Origin of the sequence: Polaromonas sp. (assembly GCF_029945685.1) — a bacterium.
GTDB lineage: Bacteria > Pseudomonadota > Gammaproteobacteria > Burkholderiales > Burkholderiaceae_C > Polaromonas.
Genome location: NZ_JAQSDA010000001.1, coordinates 19,250 through 39,636, shown reverse-complemented (window position 1 = coordinate 39,636; position 20,387 = coordinate 19,250). Strand labels below are relative to the sequence as shown.

General features: G+C 58.3%; 19 protein-coding genes. 5 read left to right on the top strand and 14 right to left on the bottom strand.

What is annotated here, in order from left to right; translation table 11 throughout:
• Positions 1-8: 8 nt before the first annotated feature.
• From PSV26_RS00200 to PSV26_RS00155, 10 genes are all read right to left on the bottom strand, one after another.
• Complete coding sequence (locus tag PSV26_RS00200; protein WP_293595797.1) at positions 9-1,064, bottom strand: type II glyceraldehyde-3-phosphate dehydrogenase; 1,056 nt, start codon at positions 1,062-1,064, stop codon at positions 9-11.
• Between the two features lie 148 nt (positions 1,065-1,212).
• Positions 1,213-1,959: a lycopene cyclase domain-containing protein gene (locus PSV26_RS00195; protein ID WP_293595798.1), complete on the bottom strand. Its 747-nt coding sequence runs from the start codon at positions 1,957-1,959 to the stop codon at positions 1,213-1,215.
• A gap of 45 nt (positions 1,960-2,004) precedes the next feature.
• Complete coding sequence (locus PSV26_RS00190) at positions 2,005-2,667, bottom strand: isoprenylcysteine carboxylmethyltransferase family protein (protein WP_293595799.1); 663 nt, start codon at positions 2,665-2,667, stop codon at positions 2,005-2,007.
• Positions 2,668-2,688: 21 nt separating this feature from the next.
• Positions 2,689-2,991: a DUF2933 domain-containing protein gene (locus PSV26_RS00185; protein ID WP_293595800.1), complete on the bottom strand. Its 303-nt coding sequence runs from the start codon at positions 2,989-2,991 to the stop codon at positions 2,689-2,691.
• Between the two features lie 176 nt (positions 2,992-3,167).
• Entirely contained in the window at positions 3,168-4,997 is a 1,830-nt protein-coding gene (locus tag PSV26_RS00180) for a DUF3141 domain-containing protein (RefSeq protein ID WP_300566293.1), read from the bottom strand.
• Positions 4,998-5,059: 62 nt separating this feature from the next.
• The gene (locus tag PSV26_RS00175) at positions 5,060-7,516 is read right to left on the bottom strand and encodes a cation-translocating P-type ATPase (protein ID WP_300566290.1); all 2,457 of its coding nucleotides are present in this window, start codon (positions 7,514-7,516) and stop codon (positions 5,060-5,062) included.
• A 146-nt stretch (positions 7,517-7,662) separates the two neighbouring features.
• On the bottom strand, positions 7,663-7,893 hold the full coding sequence (locus PSV26_RS00170; protein WP_293595803.1) for a heavy metal-associated domain-containing protein: 231 nt from the start codon (positions 7,891-7,893) through the stop codon (positions 7,663-7,665).
• A 51-nt stretch (positions 7,894-7,944) separates the two neighbouring features.
• A complete protein-coding gene (locus tag PSV26_RS00165; RefSeq protein ID WP_300566288.1) occupies positions 7,945-9,555 on the bottom strand; it encodes a multicopper oxidase family protein in 1,611 nt (536 codons plus the stop codon).
• A gap of 98 nt (positions 9,556-9,653) precedes the next feature.
• Positions 9,654-9,914, bottom strand: a complete 261-nt coding sequence (locus PSV26_RS00160) for a DUF5676 family membrane protein (protein ID WP_293595805.1) — start codon at positions 9,912-9,914, stop codon at positions 9,654-9,656.
• A gap of 11 nt (positions 9,915-9,925) precedes the next feature.
• Positions 9,926-10,348: a hypothetical protein gene (locus PSV26_RS00155; RefSeq protein ID WP_293595806.1), complete on the bottom strand. Its 423-nt coding sequence runs from the start codon at positions 10,346-10,348 to the stop codon at positions 9,926-9,928.
• Between the two features lie 673 nt (positions 10,349-11,021).
• Between PSV26_RS00155 and PSV26_RS00150 the strand changes: the two genes are divergently transcribed.
• Positions 11,022-12,440 (top strand): MgtC/SapB family protein, encoded by a 1,419-nt coding sequence (locus tag PSV26_RS00150; RefSeq protein ID WP_366945946.1) that lies wholly within the window; start codon positions 11,022-11,024, stop codon positions 12,438-12,440.
• Between the two features lie 61 nt (positions 12,441-12,501).
• On the opposite strand, the gene PSV26_RS00145 is transcribed toward PSV26_RS00150, so the two are convergent.
• Positions 12,502-12,942, bottom strand: a complete 441-nt coding sequence (locus PSV26_RS00145; RefSeq protein ID WP_300566285.1) for a hypothetical protein — start codon at positions 12,940-12,942, stop codon at positions 12,502-12,504.
• A gap of 244 nt (positions 12,943-13,186) precedes the next feature.
• On the bottom strand, positions 13,187-13,687 hold the full coding sequence (locus PSV26_RS00140; RefSeq protein ID WP_300566282.1) for a cupredoxin family protein: 501 nt from the start codon (positions 13,685-13,687) through the stop codon (positions 13,187-13,189).
• Positions 13,688-13,956: 269 nt separating this feature from the next.
• On the opposite strand from PSV26_RS00140, the gene PSV26_RS00135 reads away from it, so the two are divergent.
• Positions 13,957-14,646, top strand: a complete 690-nt coding sequence (locus PSV26_RS00135; RefSeq protein WP_300566279.1) for a heavy metal response regulator transcription factor — start codon at positions 13,957-13,959, stop codon at positions 14,644-14,646.
• A 5-nt stretch (positions 14,647-14,651) separates the two neighbouring features.
• Complete coding sequence (locus PSV26_RS00130) at positions 14,652-16,010, top strand: heavy metal sensor histidine kinase (protein WP_300566276.1); 1,359 nt, start codon at positions 14,652-14,654, stop codon at positions 16,008-16,010.
• A 10-nt stretch (positions 16,011-16,020) separates the two neighbouring features.
• On the opposite strand, the gene PSV26_RS00125 is transcribed toward PSV26_RS00130, so the two are convergent.
• Together PSV26_RS00125 and PSV26_RS00120 are read right to left on the bottom strand one after the other, a co-directional pair.
• Entirely contained in the window at positions 16,021-16,350 is a 330-nt protein-coding gene (locus PSV26_RS00125) for a DUF4148 domain-containing protein (RefSeq protein WP_300566273.1), read from the bottom strand.
• A 267-nt stretch (positions 16,351-16,617) separates the two neighbouring features.
• Complete coding sequence (locus tag PSV26_RS00120) at positions 16,618-17,664, bottom strand: porin (protein WP_300566271.1); 1,047 nt, start codon at positions 17,662-17,664, stop codon at positions 16,618-16,620.
• A 359-nt stretch (positions 17,665-18,023) separates the two neighbouring features.
• On the opposite strand from PSV26_RS00120, the gene PSV26_RS00115 reads away from it, so the two are divergent.
• A complete protein-coding gene (locus tag PSV26_RS00115; protein ID WP_300566268.1) occupies positions 18,024-19,571 on the top strand; it encodes a hypothetical protein in 1,548 nt (515 codons plus the stop codon).
• A gap of 127 nt (positions 19,572-19,698) precedes the next feature.
• Positions 19,699-20,382 (top strand): heavy metal response regulator transcription factor, encoded by a 684-nt coding sequence (locus PSV26_RS00110; RefSeq protein WP_300566264.1) that lies wholly within the window; start codon positions 19,699-19,701, stop codon positions 20,380-20,382.
• Positions 20,383-20,387 lie beyond the last annotated feature (5 nt).

Sequence of the window (20,387 nt, the reverse complement as noted above, 5' to 3'; positions counted from 1 at the left end):
CCTCTCTCTCATGACGAAGGCCATTTTTTTGATGCGAACGGTGCGCCCACGCCTAAAGAGGCGTCTGTCATGGCAATGGATTCGCTTGCCGGCACACCCCTTATCCCCAGCGCACGGATGGCGTCTATCGTCTCTGGAATAACGATGGCCTGGTTGTCTACCATGTAGGCATAGAACAACTCCGCGCCTTCCACGTGCAGCATGTCGGACCAAAGTCCTACTTCGTACAGGCTGTCGTGCGGCCGGCCGCTGTCGGCCATCAACTCCTTGACCACGTTTGGGGCAGTGAGGCCGGTACTGCCTTTGATTAGGGCGATCCGGCTGGAGCGGGAAAAGGTCTCCAGAACTTCCTCTTTGCTCGCTGAACGGGTCATATCAACCGCCCAATAATGGACGTGCGCAATCGTCGTCGGAACAGCGACCGCCATCGTCACCACGTCGAGATCGGGGTCAACGCTGCGCGCATCGGGCCCCTGGTGGCTCGGAATCGAAGGTTCGGGAAGCACCGTGTTCATGATGCCGCCCAGATGACTTTCCCATGGGTCGGTGGCGCGCCGCAGCAGTGTGCCGCGCGCGCGTTTGAGCAAGCCGGCGCGTTTGAGGGCACCCAGGGTGCGAACGATCGATGTGGTATTGCAAGACACCACACGGGTCGCTCGGCGACCGACCGCCGAGGCGTAGTTCGCCTCAGCCACGAAGGAATGCCCAGTTACTTCATGTTTTTCGCCGCCGTGAAGAATAAATGCCTTTCCGGCGGCGCGATAGCGCTCCGCATTGCTGGCACCAACGCGCTTGGGCGTACAGTCCACGACGATGTCGCTGATGCCCAAGAGATCATCAAGCGACCCGCTGAGATGAAAACCCGCCTCTCGCATGCGCTGGCTTGCCGACGCGTCCGCGGCATAGAGGGGTATTTGTTGCGTCACGGCGCCCAGAATGCGCCAGTCTGCGGCAACATCGGCTACGCCCGCTAATGCCATATCCGGCTGATTTTTGATGGCTTCGGCAACACGCTTGCCGATCACCCCGTAGCCGACGATGCCTACCTGGATCATGTTGTTCATTCGTTCTCCTTTATCAATCGATACTGGGCTACCGCGAGATCTGGGGTGTCACGCCTCTGGACGCCTGTGAGGTCGGGCTCAGCGAGCCATATCGCTGCCGACGCGCCCTTCGCTTTCGTCCTTCCGGCACGGCCGCACGAGTCTCTTTTCACGTAACACCTCTTCCGGCACTTACGACTCGGCGAATCCGCGCCATGTCCCGCTGCCGCCAGGTGAGATGCTCATAAACACTGCTCCAGTACATGCCGAAAGCGAAGCCAAACAAGAGCTCCTCTATAGGCAAACCACCCGGACGCCAGGCAAGCAAAGCGCCCAGGTTCCAGACGGCCTCAACGTAACCGGGCCAAAACCACTTCAACCCGAGCAGAAAGACCGCATACAGCGCCAGAAAAACGCCTCCGCCGAAGAGTGTGTTTCGCCAGAGGTCCGGCCGGCAAAAGAGTGTTGCCATTGCCCCTGAAAACATCGCCAGAATTCCGGGATAAATTGGATTCCAACGCATCACCATCAGGCCACCGAAGACGAAAATTGGACTGGCTAGCGCCAACAGGTGCCAGCGATGCTGTGGCATCGATCTCGCTCGGTGATCCATGCTTCTGAGTGGTAATGAAGTTAGAGCGCGATAGCCGGCCACGCCTAGGCCACCGATCGCGAAACAGAAGATCAGGCTTTCAATATCAAAGCCTGTTCGTTGGGCCAGATCAAACAGACTGGGTGGATTCCAGTAGGCGGGCACGAAAAGCGGCTCTGTCAGACCGAAGGGTGTGGTCAGCGTGCTGGCCCAAAGCATGGGACGGCGCTGTTCGGGGCGGAAGTAGAACAGCAGTGCCCACGGCACCATAAATGCCGAGGCCCAGATTAACCATGCATAGCGGAAAGATGGATCGTCGGTCATGTCGTAGCGCCCCAAGTGAGATGATTTCCAATGCCCAGCGACGTGTTAAGTGGGGTGTTGCGTCGAAGGTGATCCGCCAAAGTTCGGAATAAATCGAGGTGTTCGGCTCGCGTAGCGATCCCATTCATCCCCAAAACGCTGTGCCGATTCGCGCTCCTCCGTATAGGAAAGCCGCACGTACATCACACACAAGACTGGGAACATCACCAGCGTCAGTACCGTTGGCCACTGCAGCAGGAAGCCGAACATGATCATCACAAACGCCACGTACTGGGGATGCCGAACCCTTGCATATGCGCCACTTTGAGCAAGTGTTCCTGCACGCTGGTTCGCGTACAACACCGACCAAGCTGCGGACAGCAGCCAAAAGCCGCCGCCGATGAATAAGGCGCTAAGCAGATGAAACGGACCGAAGTGGGGATTAGCACGCCAGCCGAACATCACTTCCAACAAATGACCGGCATCGTGCGAGAGGAAGTCCACACCCGGGAACTTGGTGCTCAACCATCCCGACATCAGGTAGATGGTTAGCGGGAAGCCATACATCTCGGCAAAAAGCGCCACCAGAAACCCGGAGAAGGCACTGAACGAGCGCCAGTCCCTTGGGCTCTGCGGCTTGGCGAAACTAAAAGCGAAAATAATGAACACCAGTGAATTGATGACTACCAGCGTCCACAGCCCATAGGCTGGTGCAGAAGATTGGTCCATGTCCTTGACTCCGAAATAGGTTCAGTGGTGGTGGGTGCCAGATGACGCTGATGCGCCCGGCTTCGGGGTAACCTCTCCGGGTGCTGCGTCTTGGTCGCGGCGGCCGGGCGTATCGTCAGATCGATGTTGACCGTGGCCCCCATGACCACCGTGGAACATATGCATCAACACGCAGCCCCCCAAGAGCAGGAAGGGCAGCCAGCCGAAAAGATGAGCGCGATGTTCTGTCAAAAGGAAGAACAGCGCGACCGCCGCAAAACCAGCGAATATCCAGGTCGAGACCTTGCCGCGTTGGCGGCGGCGTAAGGAAAGTAAGCGTTTCATGTGAAAGTCCTTTCGAGGATCGTGGTTGGAGAAAATACAGGGCTCAAGGGCCGTGTACGGAATGTCAAAATGCGCGGTTCTTCATTCATGGCTAAGTTCCTCAGAGACCGGTGCTATGGACACGGATGCGGTATGAGCTGTCATCATCGAATGGCGTCGATCGCGATAGGAGTACTTCATGATCTTCCGTATAAGGTTGTGAACAGATGCTCCTCTGCAGCATCGCGCTGTACACGCCACTGTTCCAGCGTGGCGGAAATAAATTTCCCCGCCTCCTCTTCCCGTAACCGCCACGGGTTATCTTTGGATGCAGCCTGTCGGTTCCGCCGGACCCACTCCGCGGCGAAGGTCACCCAAGCCATCGCTGGCGTCACCTGCGGCGAGAACAGGTAGCGCCGCAGACGCATCGGGTGGCCCCACTTTTGCGTGAATGCAGACACCGGGTTGGCACTCCACTTGATCCAGGGGCTGGCCCAGGTGCGATATGCCAACTCGTTCCACTGCGACACTACTGCCACTTTCTCGAAGGCCTTTCGTGGATAGTTGAACTGCAAGTCCTCGATACGCCGCTCCTCGAACCAGACTTTGTGCCTTGGCAATGACGTATCACCGCCAGCTGGTTTTTCAGCTCCGCGCACTGCCCGGCTTTTGACCGGCTCTCCGAGCTTCATCTCATACAGCCCGGGTGCCAGATTCTTGAAGGTTTCGATGTTTTCCAGAATGGCCCGGTGTTCATGTTGTGCAACGCTGGCTGACACGAAAATTCCCAGGTGCCCGACATGCGGATTGAGAAGGTACACGATGCGCTGTCCCGCGGCTTTGAGCGTGGCTGTGTCAGGGTAGATCGCGGGAAGCCAGGCCAGCGCCTGATGCGGTGGTGTGATGTTGTCGCCGCTGGAGGCGAAGATCACCATCGGATTGCGGATGCGCTTCAGGTCTACGACACAGGGATCGGCCATATCGCACGAGTCGAGTTGGACCTGGCCTTGCTCTAACCGGTTTCCGATGAACAGGTTCTCAACGGTGGCGAGGATTTCTTCGCGGCTGAGGAAAAAGTAGCTTGACCACCAGCGTTCGAATTCAAGGAAACGTTCGCGTTCGGTATCCACATGGGCGTAAAGGTTGTAGTTCTTCTCCCACCAGGTATTGGCCGGATTTAGACCCTCGAAGTTTTGCACCAGCCAGGCGCCATCGAGCCGCCCACCGCCAAGATCGGCCATCAGGTGCGTGAGCCACTCGCCGCCCAGCAGGCCGCCAGCAAGGCGCATCGGGTTCACTTTTTCGGCACCGGCCCAGTACGACAGCGGCGAACCATTGAGCACTGCCGGACCGTCGAGACCCTCACATTCGGCGGCCAGCAGCGCCACAGCCCAACCGCCCTGACAGTTGCCGTAAAGAGCCGGTGCCACGCCGTGGCGACGTACGATCTCTTCTACGAACGCGCGCAGTGCATGGATCACGTTACTGAGCGTCTGGCCCGGGCAAGGCTCGGAGAAGAAGCTGGCGAAATAGGTCGGGTGCCCCTCGTGCAGTGCCACGCCAACCTCGGAGTCGTGCTTGAAACCGCCGATACCTGGACCGTGACCGGCACGCGGATCAATCACCAGAACCGGCCTCAGGTCTTGCCGCTCGAAATCGCTGGCATGTGTGGGGCCACAGCGTGTGATGCGCAGCAGCGCGTAGTTGGCGGGTTTTGCGAAAGTGCGGGCATCCAGCACCAGTTCATGCTCAAAGTCGAGCAAAGGCGGCTGGCCAGCGCGCTCGTGGGCAAGCATGTTGTCGCCGCGTTCGCGTAGCACGTCGAAGAACAGCACGCCGCGCTGCACGGAATCGATGTAATAGCGCCACGCGGCATCCAACGCCCCCAAACTGTCTGTCGCGGCTTGCACCTTTGGCGCGGCAGACTCGCCGGGTGAGGCGTCTGAAACCGGCTTGGCTGAAGACCTGGCCTGTGTTGCGGTAACTCGCCCAGGTCTTCCCTTAGGACGATGTGTGCTCGTGCTCATGGTCTACCTTCTATGTTTCGAACAATCTGAGTCCATGTCGCTTGGAACCGAGTACCGCTTTATCATGATGAAACCCCTGCGGCCGTTGTCGTTGAAGCTTGCGGCTTCTGGTGTCTAATACCAGCGAGCTTGGTGCGTTTGAGTAGCAATGCATTGATTGCTACCAGGGCCGAGCTGCCGGACATCGACAGTGCTGCGACCTCGGGCGACAGGGTGAATGGGTAAAAGACGCCGGCCGCCAGAGGAAAGGCAATTACGTTGTAGCCGACAGCCCACCACAGGTTCTGGTGCATCTTGCGCAGCGTGGCGCGTGACAGCTCGATGGCACCGACCACGTCATAGGGATCGCTCTTCATCAAAATGACTTGGGCGCTCTCCATCGCCACGTCAGTGCCCGCGCCAATTGCGAAGCCCACATCAGCCTGTGTCAGGGCCGGAGCGTCGTTAATGCCGTCGCCGACCATGCCGACCTTATGGCCCTGGGCCTGCAGTTCTTTGATCTTGGAGGCCTTCTGGCCAGGCAACACATCGGCTAGAACGATGTCGATGCCGAGTTCTTTCCCAATCCGATCCGCTGTGGACTGATTGTCCCCGGTGATCATCGCGACCTTCACGCCACGCTCCTGCAGCTTGGCGATCGTCGCCATGGAGGTTGGCCGGACGGCATCGGCGATGGCAATCAGGCCTATCAGCTTGCCAGCCCGAGCGACATACACCACGGTGCGGCCGCCGCCCTGAAGACGGGAGGCTTGCGACGAGAGCTCCTCCAAGGCGACGTTTTCAGATTCCATCAGCTGACGATTGCCGAGCAAGACGTTTTCACCGTTGATAGCTGCGCGAGCGCCCTGCCCATCAATATTGGTAAAACCCGTCGCGACCTCAGTCGGCGTGGTGCCGGCTCGCTTGAGTATTGCAAGCGCCAAAGGATGCTCGGAGAACTTCTCCACAGCCGCTGCCGTGGCCAGCAGCTGCGCGTCGTTGACACCTGGCGCGGTGACCATTTCCACGACGTCTGGCTGCCCGAGCGTGAGCGTGCCCGTCTTGTCGAAGACGATGACTGTCAACTTGGTGGCGTTTTCCAGCGCGGCAGCGTTCTTGAAGAGGATGCCGTTCATGGCCCCAAGTCCGGTCCCGACCATGATGGCCATCGGGGTGGCCAGCCCCAGGGCGTCGGGGCAGGCAATCACGAATACCGTGATCGTTAAAGTCAGGGCGAACAGCAAAGGCTGGCCCAAGACCCAGAACCAGACGCTGAAGGTGAGCAGCCCGATAACAATGGCAGCCAGCACCAGCCACTGCGAGGCCCTATCCGCCAGCAACTGGCCCGGGGCCTTTGAGTTCTGCGCTTCCTGGACTAACTTGACAATCTGCGCGAGCGCGGTGTCTGCGCCGACTTTGGTAGCCTTGTAGCGGAAGCTGCCGCTTTTGTTGATCGTAGCGCCGATGACCGCATCGCCAACGACCTTTTTTACTGGCATGGACTCGCCGGTCAGCATGGATTCATCGACCTGCGAACCGCCCTCAAAAATTTCGCCATCCACCGGAATCTTGTCTCCCGGTTTGATGACAACTGTCTCCCCGACCAATACCTCGGCAGTAGGGACCTTGACCTCGACGCCACCACGCAGCACTGTGGCCATGGGTGGGGCCAGATCCATCAAGGAGCGGATCGCGTCCGAAGCTCCGGCGCGCGCGCGCATCTCCAACCAATGCCCCAACAAGATGAAGACCAGCAACACGGCTGCCGCTTCGTAAAACACCTCACCTTCATAAAGGAAAGTGGCGCCGACACTGAAGACGTACCCCGTGCCTACCGACAGGACGACCAGGGTCGCCATGTTCGCAACCTTGTTGCGCGCAGCACGCCAAGCAGCGATGAAGAAGGGCCAGCCCGGATAGGCAATGGCACCTGTCGCGACGACGAACAGAAACAGCTTGCGGTCGATGCCAAACGGAGTAGCAAAGTCGCCAAACATCTGCCCCATCGGTGAATACAGAAACACTGGAATTGCGAACAACAGTGCTACAAGGAAGCGGTTGCGCATGTCCTTGGCCATGTCCTCCATCGACATACCCGGTGCGTGCCCCATGTCATGCATCATGTCGGCCTTCCCGTTAGCGGAAGGGTCGCCGTGACCACCGTGAGAACCATGGTCGCCACGCGCCGCTGGCGCAGCTTTCACCGCGGCTCGCAGCTCAGTCCCCGAATCGCCGCCAGGCATGGTGTGCCCGGCATGTCCGGCATGTCCGGCATGTGCATCTCCTGCCGTCTTATGCTGCTCCGGAGCGCAAACATGGGCTGGGAGGAGTTGGCCGCGGCAGTGATAGCCGCAGTCGATCACGCGTTGCCGGATAGTTTCAAGCTCGATCCGCGATTCATCATAGTGCACGGTCGCGCTGCCGGCGACGTAGTTCACGTCTACGTGATGGACACCCGGAAGCGTAGAGAGCTGCTTCTCAACGCCTGTGGCGCTCAGTGTGGAGACCAGATCGCCAACCTCGATGGTTTTTGTTTTCATGCATTTACCAATACAAATAATTCAGCGGGCCCGCAGCCTGGCGTCGCTTGGAGTAGAGACATCCGAGTCGCGACCATGGTCACGGGGAGTGCCGTGTGGCCATCTCTGCTGGGCTTGTTTGCGGCTCTTCCTGCTCATGGCCGGGCCTATTGACCTTGATCTGCCGGGCGCGCCTTAGCCGGGTAGCCAAGGCTGGTGATCGCCAATTCAATTTGCGCGGGCGACACCCGGGCGGGATCAGTCACAACGGTAGCGACGCCCGGATTCAAAGTCACTTCGGCGTGACTGACTCCGTCAATTTTTTTCAGAGTTCGCTGCACGCTACCCGTGCAACCGCCGCAAGTCATTCCGCTGATATCAAATTTAAGTGTGTTCATGGTAAGTTTTCCTGTGAGTTGAATTGCCTAAGCCCGTGTATAGATTCGCCTTCACGCCTTGACGCGAAAATTGATCATCATCCCGCCGTCTTCGTGTTCCAGGTTGTGGCAATGGAATACATAGGTCTGGTCGCCGGGGTAATCGTGGGCGAAGTCGATTGCCACCCGCACCGTTTCACCGGGCCAAACCAGCACGGTGTCTTTCCAGCCGAGGTCGCTTACGGTGCGGCCCTGACCGAACCGCGCCATGGCCGCTATCTGAGGCGGGCTGCCAATGCGTTCGAGCACCTGGAACGAAAAGCCGTGGATGTGCATCGGATGCGGCATGCCCAGCGCCGGGTTGCTGATGCTCCAGATCTCCACTGCACCGCGTTTAACGTCGAATGCGATTTCGTCCATCCGAAAGGTGTATCCGTTGATCAGGAAGCGCATTTGCCCCATCGACAGTTCGATCTTGCGCTGCGTCGCGCCCTCGGTGGGAATCGGCTTGACCTGAGACAGCGTGGCCGGCAGTTTGGCGACGACGCGCTCGCCGGCCGTGACAGACAGTTTCAAGATATTGAACTCCAGGCCCAGCGGCAATCGTGACGAGGACATGCTGGCCATCATCTGGCCCATGCCCATGCCGCTCATGCCCGGCATGCCGCCCGGGCCGGCAGCAGGTCCTTCGTTTTCCATCGCGTCGAAGGTCAGACTTCTGAGGAAGATGTCCTCACCGGGCCGCGCCTGGCCTGCGTCGAACAGCACGTCAAGGCGTTCGCCCGGCGCGAGAAAGGCTTCGCTCACCGTTTCCGGCCGTTCGATCAGGCCGCCGTCGGTGCCGATGACGGTGAAGTCAAGCGCCTTGTTTCCCCTGACGAAGGCGAGCCGGTAAATGCGCGCGTTCGACCCGTTGAGCAGCCGCAGGCGGTAGGTGCGCGGTGTGACGGCCTGCACCGCATTGGGTGTCAGGTTGGCGAGCATGATGTCGCCCAGCCAGCCCATCATGGCTTCATGGGCACCAGGCTTGTACAACAGCTTGCCCTGCGCGTCGAACTGCTTGTCCTGAATGACCAGGGGCAAATCGGTGACGCCGAGCTGCAGATCAAGTGCCTTGCTGACTCTGCGCTGGTCATCGTCGTCCACCAGGAAGAAACTCGCCAGGCCGTGATAGGCCTGTTCGGCGGTCAATTCATGCGCGTGCGTGTGGTACCAATAGGTGCCGCCGCGGTTGTTCACCTTGAAGTCATACGCATAGCGCCCGCCCGGACCGATGGTGCTGGCCGGGTGGCCGTCCATGGCGGCGGGTGTGTGCAGCCCGTGCCAGTGGATGATCGTCGGCTCCTGGAGCGCGTTGTCCAGGCTGGCCGTGAAACGCGCGCCGCTCTCAATGCGCAAAATAGGGTTCTGGTAGGCCTTGCCCGCCTGCTCGGTCTGGTACAGCAAGAAGGGGGATTCGCGGCCGGGCAGCAACGGGAAGCTCGCCGCCGTAGCGCGGATTTTGAGCGGCCCGGCGACATCGAGTACCCCGAACGGCCCGCTGCCGACAGGAATGAACAGCTTCTGCTGGAAATTATCTGCGGCCACCGGATCGAAGGGATAGTGGCGAAACGGCCCGCCCGCCAACGCCTCGGAACGAGGCGATCCGTAATACATCCAGGCGGCGCCCCCGGCGGCGGCCACGGCCGCCACACCGGCAAACTGAAACAGCTGTCTTCTCTTCAACATATAACTTACCTTTACAAGCTTTAACTACCCCGCCAGCGCGCTAGAGCCGGCAATCAACGCGTCATTCGATTGAGCAGCCAGGCGAAAAAAGCCCCTGCCAATAGCGCCCAGGTGCTCAGTACGAGCAGCGCCGTCAAGAAACCTTGCCACCCGAATGGCCGAGGCTGAACCATGCTGTTGAAGTTCATGCCATGGAAGAGGTTATTCATGAAACCCAAAAAAGGCCCTGGGGCAAGAGCCCAGACCAGCGCGCACAGGGCATAAAACACCCCGACGGTGACAGCCAGAGCAATACCTGTACGAAACGGTGTCATGACCACACCCCTTACTTCGCCGGCGTGGCAGGCATCCGGTCCATCATCATTTTCATCATGGTCTGCATCATTTCCATGCGCTTTTCCATCATCTGATGGCGCGCGCCCATATCGCCCGTCATGCCTTGCATGCCTTTCATATCACCCATACCGGCGCCGGACATGCCGCCCATCATGGCCATGCCGTCCTGCATGGTTTTCATGTGCTCGGCCATCAGCTTGCTGCGCTCTTCCGGGGTTTTGGCGCTCATCATCTTTTCGTGCATGCCCTGCATGGTCTTCATCTGCGCGTCCATCTTGGCCATATGGTCGGGTGGGGCCATGCTGCCCGCAGTTGCCGAGCCCATGGGCATCGTTGGAGCGGTAGTGCAAGCAGCTAACGTGAGAGTGGCAGCAAGAGCAATGACAAGGGAAATTGAACGGAGATGGGTCATGACAGACTCCTGGTTAGTTGACGGAAGGGAAATACAGTGTGTATGCGCGCACGCGCAGGTACCGGCGTGATGTCCGACTTTGCCCGCTATACCAAGAGGACCAAGAGCCAAAATCGGCGGAAAAATGTGGAAGCGGCGAAGATCACAGAGCGCGAGGCTCTGGAACACGCGGCAGCAGACGGCTAGAGTGCTAGTCGCGAGTAGCGAACCCGAAGGGGTCGCTCAGATGTCGTGGGCCGCATTTCGTCGATTCGACTAAACGGGAAAACGACAGGAACAGTTGCGGTCCAGAGAACCGCGACCAAGGGCGCCGCAGCAAGATCGATCTGGACAGACCGCAATTTCTGCGGGGACACAGAGGACTCGCCATCGGCGCAAGCCTTAAGGCACGGTGCCTTGGAAGCACGGGAGTCATCGCCGTGGTCGGCAATGACCCCAGCATGACCAGTTGATATGGCGGGTGCATGCGTTGCATCGGCCAATCCGGCTGCTACGTGGAGATGGGTTCCGCGAGCCTCCAGAAGACAAGCATTAGCGACGCCTGAAGCCAAGGCAAACACCCAAAACAGCAGCGCTACGAATGCGATGCTGCGTTTTGAGCGGATGTTGGAAAAGAGCTTCATGCTGGTACAGATTTATGCTTTTAATGTTATCTCGCCAACGCGATAGCTGATTGACATACATCAAGTGGAAGTTAAGCCAGATCACAAAACCGGTCAGTCTGCCGCCTGCATTGACAAAGAAGACGAGGCATTTGCTCGATCTCCTTGAAGATAATATGGGCTCTGATTTGAAAATTGGAGATCTTTTCCTGAACCTCTTATCCGCCTCCATCACGTCCACGGTGTCTGCTCTTGCCGCAGCACTTGCCGTCGGCATTTTGATCGGCCTCGAACGCGGGTGGCGTGAACGCGAGGGCGCTGATGGGAGCCGGGTCGCGGGATTGCGGACGTTTGCATTGTTCGGCTTGTTGGGCGGCGTGCTCGGCGTCCTAAGCCAGACACTGGGGCCTTGGCCACTGGCTGCAGGGCTTGCCGGCTTGTCCTTGCTCGCCACAGTGTCTTATCGGGAAAGTGTGCGTGCCCATGGCAGCCTGAGTGCAACTACCGCTGTCGCTGCACTGCTGACGTACGCCCTGGGCGCACTGGCGGGCATCGGCCATGCTGCCGTTGCTATCGGCGCATCTGTCGTCGTCGCAATGTTGCTGGACCTCAAACCCACCCTGCACCGCTGGCTACGGCTGGTGGAGCACCGCGAACTCAGCGCTGCGCTGCAGCTGCTAGTCTTGTCGCTGGTCATCCTGCCCTTGCTGCCGGATGCCGGCTACGGCCCCTACAAGGCATTGAATCCTTATCGTCTTTGGTGGGCGGTCGTCCTGATCGCCGGCCTGTCTCTGTGCGGCCATATCGCAATACGCTTCACCGGACCCCAGCGGGGCATTTTCTGGACCGGTCTGCTGGGAGGGCTCGCCTCTTCGACCGCCGCCACATTGACGCTCGCCAGACGTGCTCGAGCTGAACCGGGGCTGGCCAATGCCGCGGCAGCCGGTACTTTGGCCGCCTGCGGAATGATGTTCCTGCGCATGGCGGTGATCGTCGTCTCACTTCAGCCTGCGCTAGGCAGGCCGCTAGGAGTTCCAATGGTCGCTGCGGGTATCGCGCTACTCGGCCTGGGCGCATTGCAGTGGAAGCGACACTCATCAGTCGACATCGCACCCGAGGGAGATCCCGTCGCGCCGTTCGATCTGAGTACTGCGCTGGGCTTCGGCGCGTTTCTCGCCGTGATGATGGTACTGACTCAGGCCGGCAGAGAGTGGCTGGGTAATCCGGGCCTGTATGTGGTGGCGACACTCTCCGGGCTGGCAGATGTCGATGCAATCATGGTCACCGTGCTTCAAATGCAGGCTGCAGGCAGCTTGACGGTGACCCCCACCGCGACGGCTGTTGGCATCGCAGTAGCGGCCAACATGGTAATGAAGGCGTTGATAGCCGCGGTGATCGGCGGTCGATCCCTAGGCCGCCGTGTCGCAGCCGGCTACGGTGTTTCAATCGCTGTCGGTACGGCGGCTGCAACCATCATGATGCTTGTCTAAAAGTTCCGTCAGCGCATTTCAAGGCATCCAGGTCGCTGCACGCTGTCAGGCGTCAAATTTGTCAAAACTTCCAGCGAAAGACGCGTGATTCTGCCTCGCCCGGACGCTCCAGCCTGAGCTCAACGGCACTGGGCGGAGGTGCGGTCATGACAAACTCAAGCACGCCTTCGCGATGGTGCCCGCCCGGCGCGGCACCCGTCCACGCAACCGGTTTGATCTCGCGACCATCGGCAGTCATCAGCGTTGCGGTCTTGAGCAGATCATCGCTGAGGTCGCTGCTGTGGGTGTCAAACACGACGGCAAATTGCCAGCGCAAAATGCTGGCACCGACCGCCTTGGGTGTCACCTTCACCGTGACCCCTTGCTGGACCGATACTTGGGGTGAAGCCTGCGCGCCATCCTGCGCCTGCACGCCGAAAGTCGCGACCGTCAAAGGCAGAAAAAGCGATAGGGCAACCAGAACCTTCTTGGGTGCGCCGCGAAACGCCATGGAAATTGGCATACTGAACTCCTTGTTTGTAAAGGATCTGATCCTAGAAAATTTGAGCACCGATGCGATTGAGATGCATCAACTGTAGCCCATGCCAAAGAAAGCTTAGGTGCCGCGGTTACTACTCGGCCAATTGCAGACCTCAAGAGCAAACCGAACGCTCAAAAATCGCTGTTTTCGCGGATTTCCATTCCGGCCTAATCCATGGACATACCGAACTCGCCAACCTGACTATCGCCAGTTGCATCCGTAAATGTCAGTGTTTGTGATCGTTATGGCCGTCACTCTTTGGCGGTAGTTTGTCGGCTGCCACATTCACTAGCCCTATCATACCGGCGTCAAAGTGGCCCGGCTGCAGGCAGGCGAAGTCAACCCTGCCCGCCCTCGTGAACTGCCAGATGATCTCGCCGCTTTTACCCGGTGCTACGGTGACCATATTGTCGTCGGCGTGTTCCATCTCCGGGTTTTTCTTCATCACCTCATAGTGGTCCTTGAGATCCTTTTCGGTACCCAATACCATTTCGTGCTTGACCTTACCGGAATTCTTGGCGACGAAGCGAATGGTTTCACCTTGTTTGACGTTGAAATTTGAAGAGTGGAAGCGCATATCGTCTTTCATGTCGACGGTGACTGTGCGCGTCACTTTGGAAGCGACGCCAGGCTTGCCGATCGCGCTATCGTCGTGATTCCCTGCCGCCATCGCGGACAAAGAAAGCAAGGCGAAAGGCAGCGCGAGCAGGATGTTTCGTGATTTCATGGAATACCTTTCAAGAGTGGGGGTTGGAAGAAATAATCAGTCCTGCATATTGCCCATGGGCATGTACTAAATGGAATCGAGTTTGCTGACCACCTCGACGAAGGTGCGTCATCCGTTTCGAATGCTGAAAAATCGCATCCATAAAGTTGAAAGACCATCACATTACGAACAGAAGTTTAAATATCCATCCCCGACGCCAGACCCACTGGAAGATTACAAATCTGTAATCTCCCCGAGCGCACAATCGGCTGGCAAAAAAAGGAAATTTCATGCGCCTTCTGGTGGTCGAAGACGAACTCAAGCTGGCCGAATACCTGCGCCAGGGTCTCAGCGAAAACGGTTATGTTGTAGACGTCGCGCACAACGGCATCGATGGGAGGCATCTCGCACTCAGCGGCGACTACGACCTGATTCTTCTGGACGTGATGCTTCCTGGCATGGATGGCTTTGGGGTGCTTGAAGCGATCCGAAAAAACAAGGCGGTACCCGTGTTGATACTCACCGCTCGAGACCAGGTGGAAGACCGAGTTCGCGGCTTGCATGACGGTGCCGATGATTACTTGGTTAAACCCTTCGCGTTTTCAGAGCTGCTGGCCCGCGTCCTGGCGCTACTGCGTCGCGGCATGGGCCATGCCTTGGCAGAGGCTGCAGTTTTGACGTTGGCGGATCTGCAACTCGACCTGGTCAAGCGCAAGGCGATGCGCGCCGGCGAACGACTTAACCTGACCGCTAAGGAATTCAATCTGCTGACGCTCTTGCTTCGCCGGCAGGGGCAAGTTCTTTCCCGGACCACCCTGGCGGAGCAGGTCTGGGACATGAACTTCGACAGCGACACCAACGTGGTGGAGGTCGCCGTTCGACGCCTTCGAGCCAAGCTCGACGATCCCTTCCCTGCCAAGCTGTTGCATACGGTCCGCGGCATGGGCTATGTGTTGGAAACGCGCGATCTGATCGCCTGAATCTGATGAGGCCCCAGTTATCTTCGATCACGGCAAGTCTGGCGCTGTCGCTTGCAGGAGTTACAGCCGTGACGTTTCTTGCAGCCGGGATCGCCATTTATTGGGGAGTGGCATACACCCTGGAGCAAACCGCTCGCGAAGAGATGACCGGTAAATTACGCATCGTGCAGCATTTTGTTGATGAAGTAGTTCAGGACGGCAATCTAGAAACCTTGCGTCATCACATCGACGATGTGATGACGGGGCACGGCGAATTGACGGTTTGGCTTCTGAATGACAGGGATGAGGTCGTTCACGGAGGTTTCGGATTACCGGTAAGGCATCTGCGCGAAAGTGACTTTGCAGTGCAGACGGTTTCAGGAAAAAAAATGGCCTTCACGCGTACATCCCTGGAGAATACGGGTTCCCTGCAGCTTCGCACGGTTGTTATCGCACTGGACATGGCCCCGCGCGACAGACTCCTGCGTGCGCTGCTTTACCTGATGTTAACGGCCGGCTCACTCGCCATGCTGCTTACGTTTACGCTGAGTTTGCAAGCAACCCGGTACGGGTTGCGACCCATAGGCCGCCTGTCCCGGCAGGCTGCGACGATCGCACCGAGCTCACTCGCACTGCGCTTGAATATCAGTGGAACCGCTCGTGAGCTGGAGGAATTGGCTCAAGCATTCAACGGTGTCCTCGACCGGCTGGAGTCGGCCTACCAGCAAATGAGATCATTTAACGCAGATGTCGCGCATGAGTTGCGCACGCCGTTAGCTACCCTGATCAGCGGAACCCAGTTGGCGTTATCGGCCAATCGGCCGCTGACGCATTTGCGAGCAACTCTTGAATCCAATCTGGAGGAACTGGAAGGCCTCAAATCGCTAGTGAACGACATGATGTTTTTGGCGCACGCCGATCATGGCACTGTTGTTCAGGACCTGGTCGATACCAACCTGAGGCCCGAGGTTCAGAAGGTGTGTGAGTTCTATGATGCACTCCTTGAAGATTCCGGGCTGAAGGCTGTCATTGAAGGTCGAGCTACCGCACGCTGCTCACCCGCACTGATGCGCCGGGCGATTTCGAACCTTTTATCGAATGCTATCAAGTTTACGGCACCGGGTGAATCCATCAAGCTGTCATTGACCGAGCACGACCGCATCGCCGAGATAGCGGTTGCCAATCCGGGGCCACCCATTCCGACCGAGACGCAGGAAAGGATGTTTTCCCGTTTCTACCAAGCCGATCCGGCGCGCGTTCGCTCTGGCGACAGTCATGGCCTGGGTCTTGCCATAGTCAGCGCTATTGCCATGATGCACGGAGGTCGAGCATTCTGTGAAAGCGCTGACGGCATGACACGCGTAGGCATTCGCATCCCGCAGTAGTCTGGAAGGTTCAGAAGGAGAACTCGCCGCGCGGAATCAGGCCTGTCCGATTGGCCGCTATCGCTTCATTGCGCACTTGGTCGCGAGACTTGCCCGGTCCGGTCGAGGGTGCCGGCATCGGCGCTCCCAGGCGTGCCCAAAAATCCCATCGGGGGGATTTCATGGCGGCTTCCAGCTCTGTCCGAACCTCTGCGCGGGACTTCTTTGGCTTGGCATGATCGGGGTGAGAGATGTAACCCATCTCCGTGTCCGCAGGGTGAATGATTTCTGCGGATACGGCTAATGGTGCGCCAGACAAGACCGCAAAAGCGGCGATAAGCGCAAGTTTTTTAGTAGACATGATGATTTCCTTTCGAGGCACAGGCACCGCGCGGGGGACCATCCTTTGCGTCGGCGTGCTGGCATATCCGCCAGCATGTAGACAACTCTAGGGACAGCATCCCTACAAAACTCTGGCCTCCAAATTACATGTTTGTCATTTCGGAATCAGGGCAAAAAAAAATGCCCCGCACAGGCGAGGCATTTCAGATCTAGTCGTGTAGTGGGTCCCCGCGCAACCGGGACCTTGCGGCGGATGCCACCCCTGAGGGGTGAGCGCTAGCCACCATCAAAAGCTGTGGCGCAAGCCCAACTCGTAGCCAGAAGACTTACCGCCTGCCGTGATTCCCGGATTGCCGCCCGAGATGGCAAAGGTTGCTCCACCCTTGTTCGAGATACGTGAGGCGGTGCCGTACATCGCGGTGCGCTTGGACAGGTTGTGCACGTAGCCCAAAGCCAGCTGGTTTGCATCGCTTGCGTTGTACGCAGCGGTGCCACCAGTCGCGTCCGAGCGAACGTAGGACGCACGGATCTCATGAGCACCGAGTGGAACGGACACACCGAGCAGGAAGCGATTTTCCTTCAGCGCCAGCAACCTGTCGCTGTAGTAGTGGCTCATCAGCTTGGCTACGCCAAAGTTGTATGAACCGCCGATGCCCGTTGTTTTGAACTTTCCACCGGTGGCATCTACCTCTGTAGAGCCGTAGGAGACGGCGACATCAATGGGGCCGTTCGCGTAGCCAAGGCGTCCACCAGCGTACTTGCGAGCAAACCGATCCACTCCCGTCCCCGGTAGAGAAGGATTCACACCTTCACCGAGCGCGACCATCGCTTGGCCGTAAACACCACCCATGTTGGGCAGGAAGTAGCTGATCGCGTTGTCAGCGCGAAAAAATGTGGCTTGACCGCTGTAGCGTGCAATGTTCGCGGAGCCGCCGACACCAATCACACCGAAAGGATCAAATGTATAGGTGAACGCGCCCGACGGTGTGAGGTCGCGGCCGAGTCGGAACTCGCCAAAGTTTCCCATCAAACTCACCGTTGAACGGCGGGCGAAGAGTTTCCCGTTGCCGTTTGTGGTGCCGTTGTCTGGATTGATATCCGACTCAAGCCAGAAACCAGCCTTCAGGCCGCCGCCCAGGTCTTCCACACCGCGGAAGCCAAAGCGGCTGCTGGAAAGGCCATTATTGTTCAGCGTGGAGTTGCTGCCAACACCACTGTTGCTCACGTTGCGTAGGTTGACATCGACGATGCCAAAGAGCGTCACTGAAGATTGTGCGCTGGCCGTACCCGCCGCTAGGGCAAGCAATGCCGCCGCTGTTGCGATGTGCTTCATAGTGTTCCTGATCCTTTGATTGGTTGAAGTTAGTAGTGCCTCAATGTGAGCGCACCACGAAAGTCACTTTATGAAATACGGTGCTGATGGGCACTCTCGGTTTCGCAAAGGAATGACCAACGCATGCACACCCCCCAATAAATGGATCACGTCTGTTTCGCGATTGCAACAAGGGAGTGAAAGACGGCAGAACGGACGGCAACAGCGGCTGAAACATTGCAGCTCTGCAATGTTTCAGCAATCTTCTTGTTGGTGTTGAATTTTTATTCTTCATGCAGCAAGTGCGGCCCCGGCGCGCAAGGAAAACGGGGGAAACGGCCCGCTACTCGTTTCATCCGCAATACAACAAGGAGACAGGCATGCGAAGGCAAGATATTCAATTGAGAGCTCTCGCCAGAAACGGCGACATTGGTGCGCGTCTGGAGGTCGGCCGTCGCTATTTGCTGGGCATCGAGGGTTTTTCTCAGCATTCATCAACGGGCATTGACTATCTCACCCACCCTAGTGTTTGCGACTTGCCTGGCGCACGCATTCTTATTGCGGAGTGCCTGCCCCTGGATGAGTTGCTGCTTTTGGGTCAGCAAGAGTCCCTTCGCAAGGCGGCACTTTCGGGCAGTGCGTTGGCACAGCTGAAGTTCGGCACCTACCTGTTAACCCACACCGGGAGGGAGACGGAAGCTGCAGCGTATTACGCGCACGCGGCGGCAGGCGAGGCGTGTGCGGCCCGCGCGCTCGCCATCTGCGAGTCCGTCAGCGACAGTGAGCGTCTACCGAAAATCCTGCGCTTGCTGACGGACGACAAGAAGGAGAACGGCTGTGCCATTGCAGAGTTCGCAGCACGGGAAGCACAGACGGAGGGGGACCTGCCTCGCATGCGGCTGTGTGTACATGCTGCGATTGGGCTGCTGCCAAAACCTACAAGTGCGATATCCAAACTCGTCGTTGCGATGGTTCGAATGGCAGAACGCACCGGTGAATCACTGCAAGACATGCCGGTTGAATTCGTTCAGGCAAGCCTGGAGATGCAAAACGGACAGGGAAACCCGGATGCGACCTACACGCTTGGGCGCGCGCTGTCCGGGATCGCCTGTGGGTGTCTTCAGCCTTCGAGCCTCGCCGAGAGTCCGAACCTTCGCAAGGGAACGGCATTGCTGCTACGGGCAGCCGACGCCGGCCGGGACGAAGCATGGCTGCATTTGTACAAGCTGAACTCAGACCACCGGTGCTCTGTCGCCAATCCCCAAATGGCCAGGTTCTTCCTTGAAAAGGCCGCAGAACGCGGGCAAGCGGAGGCGCAACGCAAACTTGGCGCCTTGATGCTGCGCGAAGCCGGATCGATCACGGAGTCCGAACAAGCAATTTGTTGGCTCTACCGCGCGGCACGCGAGGGTGACTTGCACGCAAAGCAGCTGTTGAACTCCCTAGTGTTGCCTGTATCAGGCAGCGATCAGGAGGCCAAGGTCGCTGTGGAGGAGCTGGATCGTTCCGATCCCTGGTTGGCCACGCGGCTGCGGTTGGCCAGGCATTTCGGTCTAACCAAGCTCGAGGCCTTGGCGGTAGACCCTGCAGAGGGGAAAAGGCCATGGGGCCTGGTCGTGGGACCCAATCCCTTCATCGTGCAAATTCGTTTGGCTGCTCCACGCGCCATTCCGGCACTGAGCGACGAAGCCCTGGCCGACCTCGAACGCGCTGTCACGCTCTTCGGGCGATCGCAGCGAAGTGGCGGCGACTCAGAAGGTGACTTGCGACGCCGATCGCTTAACCAGCGAAGAGCGTTTGAACGTCATAACTTGCAGGAGTCCATGTTCTTCGCGACGGCCAAGTCGACCGTGCTCGATTCCTTTCGGGTGGGTCCAAAGTGGGCCTTCCGCGCGAGGCATACCCTTCATCTTGCACTCGCCGCATGAAATCCGCGCCGACGGTCAATAGGTTGCGTAGGCAAACGTCAGTCATCGCTCCCGGTTTCTGCTCAGTGCTTCATGTGGATGAACGACCGGCCTGCAGCACAAGTTGCAAACCAGAATATTGCAAGAAATGAGAATTCTGACGGTTGAAGATGAACCAAAATTTGCGGAACATGTTATGCAAGCTCTGGTCGAAATTGGGTTTGTCGTTGACCTTGCGCGCGACGGAATCGTTGGGAAACATATGGCACTAGAGGGTAGCTATGACCTCATGTTGCTGGATGTCATGCTGCCGGGCATTGATGGCTTCGGTGTTCTGCAAGCGGTGCGTGAAAAGAAAGATTTTCCGATTATTTTGTTAACGGCACGCGATACGGTGGAGGACCGGGTCAAAGGGCTCCAGATGGGCGCAGACGACTACGTGGTCAAACCGTTCGCTCTGCCGGAACTGCTGGCGCGCGTTCAGGCCTTGCTGCGAAGGGGGCACGTTCAAGACCTGACCGTCATGCAGTTGGGCGACCTGCAGCTGGACCTGGTCCGGCACAGAGCCACCCGTTCAGGGAGACGATTGGATTTGTCCGCGCAAGACTTCAAGCTTCTTGCCCTTTTTCTTCATCGGCAAGGACAAGTTCTTTCTCGCACCATTTTGGCGGAGCAGGTATGGGATATCAATTTCGACTGTGACTCCAATGTGGTTGATGTCGCAGTCAGGCGGTTGCGGCAAAAGATTGACGACCCGTTTCCAGTGAAGCTGCTGCACACGGTTCGAGGCGCGGGCTATGTCATGGAGACGCGGATAATAGACTCCGGGTGAGCGAG

What these genes read in the sequence shown, in the direction of transcription:
- PSV26_RS00185 (WP_293595800.1), bottom strand. Translation starts at nt 2,991, where the DNA reads ATGAAACGCTTACTTTCCTTACGCCGCCGCCAACGCGGCAAGGTCTCG.
- PSV26_RS00140 (WP_300566282.1), bottom strand. Translation starts at nt 13,687, where the DNA reads ATGAAATCACGAAACATCCTGCTCGCGCTGCCTTTCGCCTTGCTTTCT.
- PSV26_RS00175 (WP_300566290.1), bottom strand. Translation starts at nt 7,516, where the DNA reads ATGAAAACAAAAACCATCGAGGTTGGCGATCTGGTCTCCACACTGAGC.
- PSV26_RS00195 (WP_293595798.1), bottom strand. Translation starts at nt 1,959, where the DNA reads ATGACCGACGATCCATCTTTCCGCTATGCATGGTTAATCTGGGCCTCG.
- PSV26_RS00180 (WP_300566293.1), bottom strand. Translation starts at nt 4,997, where the DNA reads ATGAGCACGAGCACACATCGTCCTAAGGGAAGACCTGGGCGAGTTACC.
- PSV26_RS00190 (WP_293595799.1), bottom strand. Translation starts at nt 2,667, where the DNA reads ATGGACCAATCTTCTGCACCAGCCTATGGGCTGTGGACGCTGGTAGTC.
- PSV26_RS00130 (WP_300566276.1), top strand. Translation starts at nt 14,652, where the DNA reads ATGAGGCCCCAGTTATCTTCGATCACGGCAAGTCTGGCGCTGTCGCTT.
- PSV26_RS00155 (WP_293595806.1), bottom strand. Translation starts at nt 10,348, where the DNA reads ATGACCCATCTCCGTTCAATTTCCCTTGTCATTGCTCTTGCTGCCACT.
- PSV26_RS00120 (WP_300566271.1), bottom strand. Translation starts at nt 17,664, where the DNA reads ATGAAGCACATCGCAACAGCGGCGGCATTGCTTGCCCTAGCGGCGGGT.
- PSV26_RS00115 (WP_300566268.1), top strand. Translation starts at nt 18,024, where the DNA reads ATGCGAAGGCAAGATATTCAATTGAGAGCTCTCGCCAGAAACGGCGAC.
- PSV26_RS00200 (WP_293595797.1), bottom strand. Translation starts at nt 1,064, where the DNA reads ATGAACAACATGATCCAGGTAGGCATCGTCGGCTACGGGGTGATCGGC.
- PSV26_RS00145 (WP_300566285.1), bottom strand. Translation starts at nt 12,942, where the DNA reads ATGCCAATTTCCATGGCGTTTCGCGGCGCACCCAAGAAGGTTCTGGTT.
- PSV26_RS00125 (WP_300566273.1), bottom strand. Translation starts at nt 16,350, where the DNA reads ATGTCTACTAAAAAACTTGCGCTTATCGCCGCTTTTGCGGTCTTGTCT.
- PSV26_RS00110 (WP_300566264.1), top strand. Translation starts at nt 19,699, where the DNA reads ATGAGAATTCTGACGGTTGAAGATGAACCAAAATTTGCGGAACATGTT.
- PSV26_RS00170 (WP_293595803.1), bottom strand. Translation starts at nt 7,893, where the DNA reads ATGAACACACTTAAATTTGATATCAGCGGAATGACTTGCGGCGGTTGC.
- PSV26_RS00160 (WP_293595805.1), bottom strand. Translation starts at nt 9,914, where the DNA reads ATGACACCGTTTCGTACAGGTATTGCTCTGGCTGTCACCGTCGGGGTG.
- PSV26_RS00135 (WP_300566279.1), top strand. Translation starts at nt 13,957, where the DNA reads ATGCGCCTTCTGGTGGTCGAAGACGAACTCAAGCTGGCCGAATACCTG.